The sequence below is a fragment of the Streptomyces sp. NPDC059900 genome (assembly GCF_050270335.1).
Lineage (GTDB): Bacteria > Actinomycetota > Actinomycetes > Streptomycetales > Streptomycetaceae > Streptomyces.
Map to the genome: position 1 here is coordinate 1 of NZ_JBNNJZ010000459.1, position 6663 is coordinate 6663.

Consider the following 6663-nt stretch of genomic DNA (forward strand, 5'->3'; position numbering starts at 1 on the left):
TGCGCACCCTGCGCAGGGAGTTGCTGAGGGTTTCGGGCGCCGTCGGCGTTGCCCACCCCTCGCTCATCACCCCCACCGACATCGACATCCTCAACGGCGACTACGACGCCCGCACCCTGGCGAGCGTCTACGACTACAAGGACGGCTGGGGCTCGCTCGGCCCCAAGCTCGCCGATGAGATCGCCGAGCTGCTCACTGCCTGAGCACGTCCTTGCCCCCTCGTCGGGTATGCGGAGATACGACTGCGGCCGTCCCTCAGCGCCAACGGCGGTCGCGGCCGACCTGGTGATCAACAAGCGGATGGGCTGGAGCCCGCCCTGCATCGAATTCAAGCGCGCCTGTCTCCACACGCTCAACCCGGCCGGATTCGGTGCCATGCTGGTCGCCTCGGCGGTCTCGATCACCGCGTTCCTCGGGGCGTTCGGGCCTACGCGCAGGCGTTCTCGACGTTCCTGGCGTCTAGGTCGTGTCCGATGGGTCGCGTGACGCTCCTGCTGGGAACTCGTTCCGTGGGACATGGGGCGGGGAGATCTTTCGGATGAGGAGTGGGCCCGGCTGGAGCCGCACTTGCCGGTGAATCACGGGCGGGGTGGACGCTGGCAATGCCACCGTCGGGTGATTAACGGGATTCTGTCCCGGCAGCGAACCGGCCTCCCCTGGCGGGACCTGCCCCCTGCTTCGGTAGCTGGAAGACGGTTCACGACCGTCATCGAAGGTGGTCGGCAGACGGCACGTGGGAGAGAATCCTGCGTGCCGTCCAGGCGGATGCCGATGCCGAGGGCCGGATCGACTGGAGCATGGTCAGAATCGATTCCACGACCTGCCGCGCTCATCAGCATGCGGCTGGTGCCTCCACCCGTGCCCCGAAAGTCCCGGACCGGCGCAGGAGCCCGGCGCGTCACCGTCCCGATGAGGCCCTGGGACGCTCGCGAGGCGGGCTCACGAGCAAGATTCACCTTGCTGGGGAAGGTGGGTGTCGCCCGCTCGGGTTTGTCATCACGCCCGGCCAGTGGGGGGACGCACCGCAGATGATTCCCGTCCTGGACGAGGTCCGTGTGCCCCGGCAGGCTGGTGGACGACCCCGCACTCGCCCCGACCATGTCGGGGGAGACAAGGCGTACTCATCACGCCGTAATCGGCGTCACCTGCGCAGACGCCAGATCAAGCACACGGTCCCCGAGCCGAGAGACCAGCGGGCCAACCGCCGGCGCCGCGGCAGCCAAGGAGGCCGACCCGCAGACTTCGACAAGACGATCTACCGCCGCCGCAACGAAGTCGAACGGACCATCAACCGGCTCAAGAACTTCCGAGCCGTCGCCACACGCTTCGACAAAAGGGCGTACGTCTTCTACGGGACGGTCGCCGTGGCCGCGATCCGCCTATGGCTCCGTCCGCAGTGAATCACCCTATTCAGAGCCTGTCGGCACTCGGGTAGTGGTGGCGCAGCAGTGCGCTGAGTAGGTACGCGTCGACAGCCCTGACGTCCCACGATGAGCTGTCGAACTCGGTCTACCAGGGTGAGCGGGTGTCGCGGTGTGCTTCTGGGGTCTGCTCGGGCAGAGCCGTGTTCTGGTCGATGCGCAGCAGCATGCCCGGGTCAGGTTCGAAGTCCTCATTGGGCGGCGCCGGCTGATGGAAACGCTCGGTGCGCGGAATAGTGACTTCCACCAGTCGGCCCTCCTGGAGCATCCATAGCCCAAAGCAGTCGTCGTCCTGGTCACGAAGCAGAACTTGCACCGTATGCGGATGCGGCCACGGCAGCGACTCCAGGTGCCTGAGCAGGCCCTTGCGGGCACGCATCTTCTCGAACTCCAGGGCCCACCCGAACTCGTAGCCCCAGTGCCCCGCGATCGGGACGAAGCGACCTCGCCACGTGCGTTCCGGGTCGTCCCGGGTCAGCGGTTCCATCACCTCGTCCGACCAGCGAGCGAGCACGATGACCTCGGCGTCTCTACTCATGCCGGAGTATCACCGCATCCGCCTGAGCCACCGCAACCAAATTCCTCAACCGGCCGCCACAAGCTAGGGCGGGCGAATACGACCCATCGGACAGCGCCTAGGCCGGCGCTGGTGCTGTGCCCGCTGATCGCCTGGCTGACCAAGGGCCGCTTCTACCTGGCTCGGACCAACACCGTCAACGGGCCTGGGGTGGACGTGCCCGACGCCACCGTCTCCCCACGAGTGCGTGGTGTGCCGCACCTCTTACGTGCTGCCCGACAGCGCACTGCCCGGCCCACGACGGTCCGATCTGCTCGCTGTGCTGCTCACTGGACACCCGGTGCGGGGACGTGTGCCGCAAGGAGCCCACTGCCGGGCCCGTCTGCTGCCGGTACCCAGCCGCCTGCCCTCCTCGGGCTCCTTGGGGCGGGACGCTGCGCACCAGGCGTGACAGCGGCCAGGGCGGCGCGGCCCGTAGGGGGGGTGGGCCGCGCCGCGCGGGCGGGTCAGAGCGCCGAGTCGAGGTGCCCGAGGTGCTCGATGAGGTTCATGTTCTCGGCGTAATCCACCGGGCAGTTGATGATCGACACGCCCGGGTCCGCCAGTGCCTCACGGAGCGTCGGCAGCAGGTCCCCGGCGGACTCGATGTGGTAGCCCGTCGCGCCGAAGCTGCGGGCGTACTGGACGATGTCCGGGTTGCCGAAGTCGGTGTTGGAGTTCTCCCCGACCTCCAGGTCCATCTTCCACTTGATGAGCCCGTAGCCGTTGTCCTCCCAGATCAGCACGGTCAGCGGGATGTTCTCGCGGACAGCCGTCTCGATCTCCTGGGAGTGCATGAGGAACGAGCCGTCGCCGACCGCCGCCAGCACCTTCGTCTGCGGCCTGGCGAGCTGGACCGCGAGCGCGCCGGGCAGCGAGAAGCCCATGGTGGACAAGCCGTTGGAGATGAGGCAGGTGTTCGGCGCGTACGTCGGGTAGAGCCGGGCCATCCACATCTTCAGCGCACCGGTGTCGACCAGCACGATGTCCTCGCGACCGAGCGCGGCGCGGGTGTCGGCGATGACGCGCTGCGGGGCGAGCGGGTAGCGCGCGTCCGCGGCGCCCTGCTCGAGTTCCTTGGCCAGCAGCGCGCGGGTGGCCGTGGTGTCTTTGTCGTCGATGGTCCAGCGCAGGCCGTCGAGTTCGGTGGCGAGGGCGTCGAGGGAGGCGGAGATGTCGCCGATGATGCCGACGTCGACCGAGTAGCTGTCGTCCACCTCCGCCGGGAAGCGGTGGATGTGGACGATCTTCTTGTCACCGTCCGGGTTGATCCGGGACGGGTCGAACTCCTGCAGCTCGTAGCCGACGGCGATGACGACGTCGGCCTCCTCGAACCCGAAGTTGGTGTAGTCGCGCCGCATGAAGCCGAACGTGCCGGTCGCGCACGGGTGGTCGTCGGGCAGGACGCCCTTGCCGTGGAAGGTGGTTGCCGTCGACACGTCGAGTGCGGTGGCGAACGCCGTCAGCGACTCCTCGGCGCCGCCGCGCGCCGCGCCGTGTCCGGCGAGGATCACCGGCCGACGGGCCTCCCGCAGCAGCTCCACCGCCCGCTTGATCTGCTTCGGGGACGGCGCCTCGGGCTGCACGACGTCCCTGCGCAGCGGGCGCAGGTCCCAGCCGTCGGTCGCCTCGTCGACATCCTCGGGCACGGCGAGGTAGACGGCGCCGGGCCGCTCGGACTCCGCGGTCTTGAACGCGCGCCGCACCATCTCCGGGATGGCCCGGGTGGCCGGGACGCCCGCCGACCACTTCGTGACCGGCGCGAACATGCTCACCAGATCCACGAACTGGTGAGACTCCTTGTAGTTGCGCTCCTTGCCGACCTGCGCGCTGATCGCGACGACGGGCGTGCTGTTCGTCATGGCGTCGGCGACGCCCAGCATCAGGTTGATCGCGCCGGGCCCCAGCGTCGCGGACATCACACCCGCCGAGCCGGTGAGCCGTCCGTGCATCTCCGCCATGAAGGACGCCGCCTGCTCGTGCCGGGTGAGGACGTAGCGGATCTTCTCCGAGCGGGCGAGGGCGTTGGTGAAACGGATGTTCTCCTCGCCGGGCACGCCGAACACCACCTCGACGCCCTCGTTCTCCAGGCAGCGCACCAGGAGTTCGGCCGCTCCGTCGGGGGTCTGCTTCCGCTGCTCGGCGTCGCTCACGCTGATCGTGTCCTCTCCCGGGTTGTGGCCGCGCCGATGGGCGGGCCGTTCAACCGTCTACCCCGGCCGACCGCCCGGACGCCTGCGGACCGGGTCTTACGAGCCAGACCCCTCTTCCTCACCATCTCCTGCCTCGCTGGCGCACGCTTCTCTACACGCAGGCGTGAAATCGCCGTTCACGAATGCCGGACCCCCCACCACGCGCCGGTGGAAGACGGTCGAGGTGGTCCCAGGTGAGGGGCGGAGTGCGAAACACCCCCACGGAGGCGGGGATGTTCCGCAGCAGGCGCTCAAGAACACCGCCCGTCGCCTGCAGGCGATCACGTGTACGGCCCCTCCCGGTCCGCCCCTGCGTATGAGTTCTTCCCCCTGCGTGCAAGGGGAGTTCAGCAGCCCGCCAGCCCGGGGCGGTGGCGTGCGCTGCAAGGTTGCCGGCAGTTCCGGTACGGAAGGGGATGCCTCAGCGGCCGCAAGGTGCCAGGCCCGCGGCTACGCAGATGGCGGTGTCGGGGATGCCGGGCTGCGCGCCGGTGGACCCGTTGCTGCCACCGACCACGACGTGTCCATTTCGGATCTGTGCTGCGGTCGGCTGCATCGCTACCGCCAGCCGGGAAACAAAACACTTGTCAATCGGCGCTGGGTGGCGAGCGTGGCGGGTTTGACCGCGTGCGGGCCGAAGCGTGCCCGGGCCTGGTCGGCGACGGATGCGATGCGCCGGGCTTTGTCATTACCGGCGTCTGGGCTGAGTTGGCGGTGTGCGGCTGCGGCGGGGCGGGAGATCGGCGCGCAGGGCCAGGGACCTCGGCGGAGGTGCTGGCCGGGCAGTGGTGCGAACGCGTCCGTGTCCGCGGAGGGAAGGCGCTGTGTTTGGGCGGGCGGACGCAGTGCCTCCTTCCGGTGGCCGGGGCATCCTTGCCGGGTCTCTACGATATCGACAGACCAGCTACGGCCTCCGCCGTACGGAGTGTGTCCCTGCCAAGGGGCTGGAGGTGGATCTGCGTGCAGAGCAGGGCCGTCTTCACCCGCTCGATCACGCCCCACTCCCAGGTGGCCACGGGGTCCAGACCCGTCCGGGCGGCCAGCCAGCGGGCCCGCTCCAAGGGGTCACCAGCCAGCAGCTCGACCGGGTCTCCGCGCATCAGGACACCCAGGTCGTATTCTGCTTCCGCAAGGAGGCCGTCCGGATCGACCAGCTTGAAGCCGCCATTGATCTGCAACGCGTTCAGCTGGTGCACGTCGCCGTGGACCAGTACCGCTTTCTCGTCGCGGTGCGCTCGCTCCCGCCGCCGGGCCGCGACGAGAGCGTGTTCGACCGTCTCCTCGGAGCAGGGGTGATCGAGTTCCTCCCACAACCTTGCAATGGAGTCGACGAGCCGCCGGGCTCTCTGGGCACCGGTGGGCAGACCGCAATCCGGCGCCGGCCGCCAGATGCGTGCTGTGGTACCGCACAGAATCTCAAGGCGGCGCGCGAGCGGCAGGCCCAGCTCGGACATCGGCCGCCCCAGTCGTTCCATGAGCAGGGCGCCCCGGCCGGCGTCGTGTAGGTAGAGCGCCGGGCATCCTTCTCCTCCGGCCATGCGGAGCACCGTCGCCTCGTGGGCGGAGTCGTTCCCCAAGCCCGGCACCAGCACCTTGAGAACAGCTGACGTTCCGTCCGCCCGGGTCGCTTCGGCCACGAAGGCCCCGGACCCACCCGTATACGGGCGTCCTACGGTGATCGACCAGTCAGCCTCAAGACGCGCGACAAGCGCGGGCAGGCGCTCAACCCAGTCTTCGACACCGGCAGCGCGAACCATGTTGCGCACGGCATCGGGTACTTCGATCACACCCGCAGTCTTACCGCAAACAGACGAAACCCACACTCATTTTCCGGCGGTGCGCGTCGCCTGGCCAGGTCGCGGCAGGCCGTACTGCGTCCGCAGCGAGAAGGCCCGGCGCTACGGCGGCCGCCCCTTCGTCGCGACCGCCTGACCGTGCACCTCGGCACAGCAGCAGGGCCCGGCTGGCCCGGACCTGGTGGATCATGAGTCGGGAGCCTGCGGTGTCCTTGATGTTGCCGTTCCATTTGTGGTCGGCGGTGCCGGTGGCGAAGTGACTGCCGGCCGGATCGCGCTGACCGCCGCCCTTCCGGCTCGGGTCGTTGCAGAAGTCGACGTTCTTCACGCCCGAGCCGCCCTCGCCGTAGCGCATGGAGTCGAGGAAGGCGTCCTAGCCGCCGTCACCGAGCAGCACGGCACGCAGCCCCTCAGCAGAACCCACCCCAGCTCTGACAGGGAGTCACGCACCGGACGGCACCGCTGCAGCGGCTGCCCGCCGCACCCGGACACCCCGCCAGCCCACCCCGCCCGAAAGGTCCAGCTCAGGGGTCAGACACAGGCCCCACCGGCTGAGCGGCCAGGCTCAACATCACGGTGGATGGCTCCGGTTGCAGGGGAGCAGGGGGAAGACGGGCGAGGATCTGTAGTAGACCGGGAGCATGGATAACCAGGAAGCTTTCTGCGTGCGCTGTGGCAGTGCAGACGCCCCAGTGACC

The 6663-nt window shown here is 68.8% G+C and carries 5 protein-coding genes and 2 pseudogenes; 3 read left to right on the forward strand and 4 right to left on the reverse strand.

What is annotated here, in order from left to right:
- The 3 genes and pseudogenes from ACQKIP_RS36060 to ACQKIP_RS36070 all read left to right on the forward strand — a co-directional run.
- Positions 1-203 (forward strand): annotated as a pseudogene (locus ACQKIP_RS36060) (FMN-binding glutamate synthase family protein); the annotation flags it as partial.
- A gap of 64 nt (positions 204-267) precedes the next feature.
- A pseudogene (locus ACQKIP_RS36065) lies at positions 268-461 on the forward strand (hypothetical protein); the annotation flags it as partial.
- A gap of 55 nt (positions 462-516) precedes the next feature.
- A protein-coding gene (locus ACQKIP_RS36070) for an IS5 family transposase (protein ID WP_365866478.1) occupies positions 517-1400 on the forward strand; the annotation gives its coding sequence in 2 pieces (ribosomal slippage) (positions 517-670 and positions 670-1400; 885 coding nt in all).
- A gap of 109 nt (positions 1401-1509) precedes the next feature.
- On the opposite strand, the gene ACQKIP_RS36075 is transcribed toward ACQKIP_RS36070, so the two are convergent.
- From ACQKIP_RS36075 to ACQKIP_RS36090, 4 genes are all read right to left on the reverse strand, one after another.
- Positions 1510-1959: a hypothetical protein gene (locus tag ACQKIP_RS36075; protein ID WP_365866476.1), complete on the reverse strand. Its 450-nt coding sequence runs from the start codon at positions 1957-1959 to the stop codon at positions 1510-1512.
- Between the two features lie 485 nt (positions 1960-2444).
- Complete coding sequence (locus ACQKIP_RS36080) at positions 2445-4130, reverse strand: acetolactate synthase large subunit (RefSeq protein ID WP_365866474.1); 1686 nt, start codon at positions 4128-4130, stop codon at positions 2445-2447.
- Positions 4131-5053: 923 nt separating this feature from the next.
- The gene (locus ACQKIP_RS36085) at positions 5054-5926 is read right to left on the reverse strand and encodes an aminoglycoside phosphotransferase family protein (RefSeq protein ID WP_365866547.1); all 873 of its coding nucleotides are present in this window, start codon (positions 5924-5926) and stop codon (positions 5054-5056) included.
- 40 nt (positions 5927-5966) lie between these two features.
- Positions 5967-6320 (reverse strand): hypothetical protein, encoded by a 354-nt coding sequence (locus ACQKIP_RS36090; protein ID WP_365866472.1) that lies wholly within the window; start codon positions 6318-6320, stop codon positions 5967-5969.
- Positions 6321-6663: the final 343 nt, after the last annotated feature.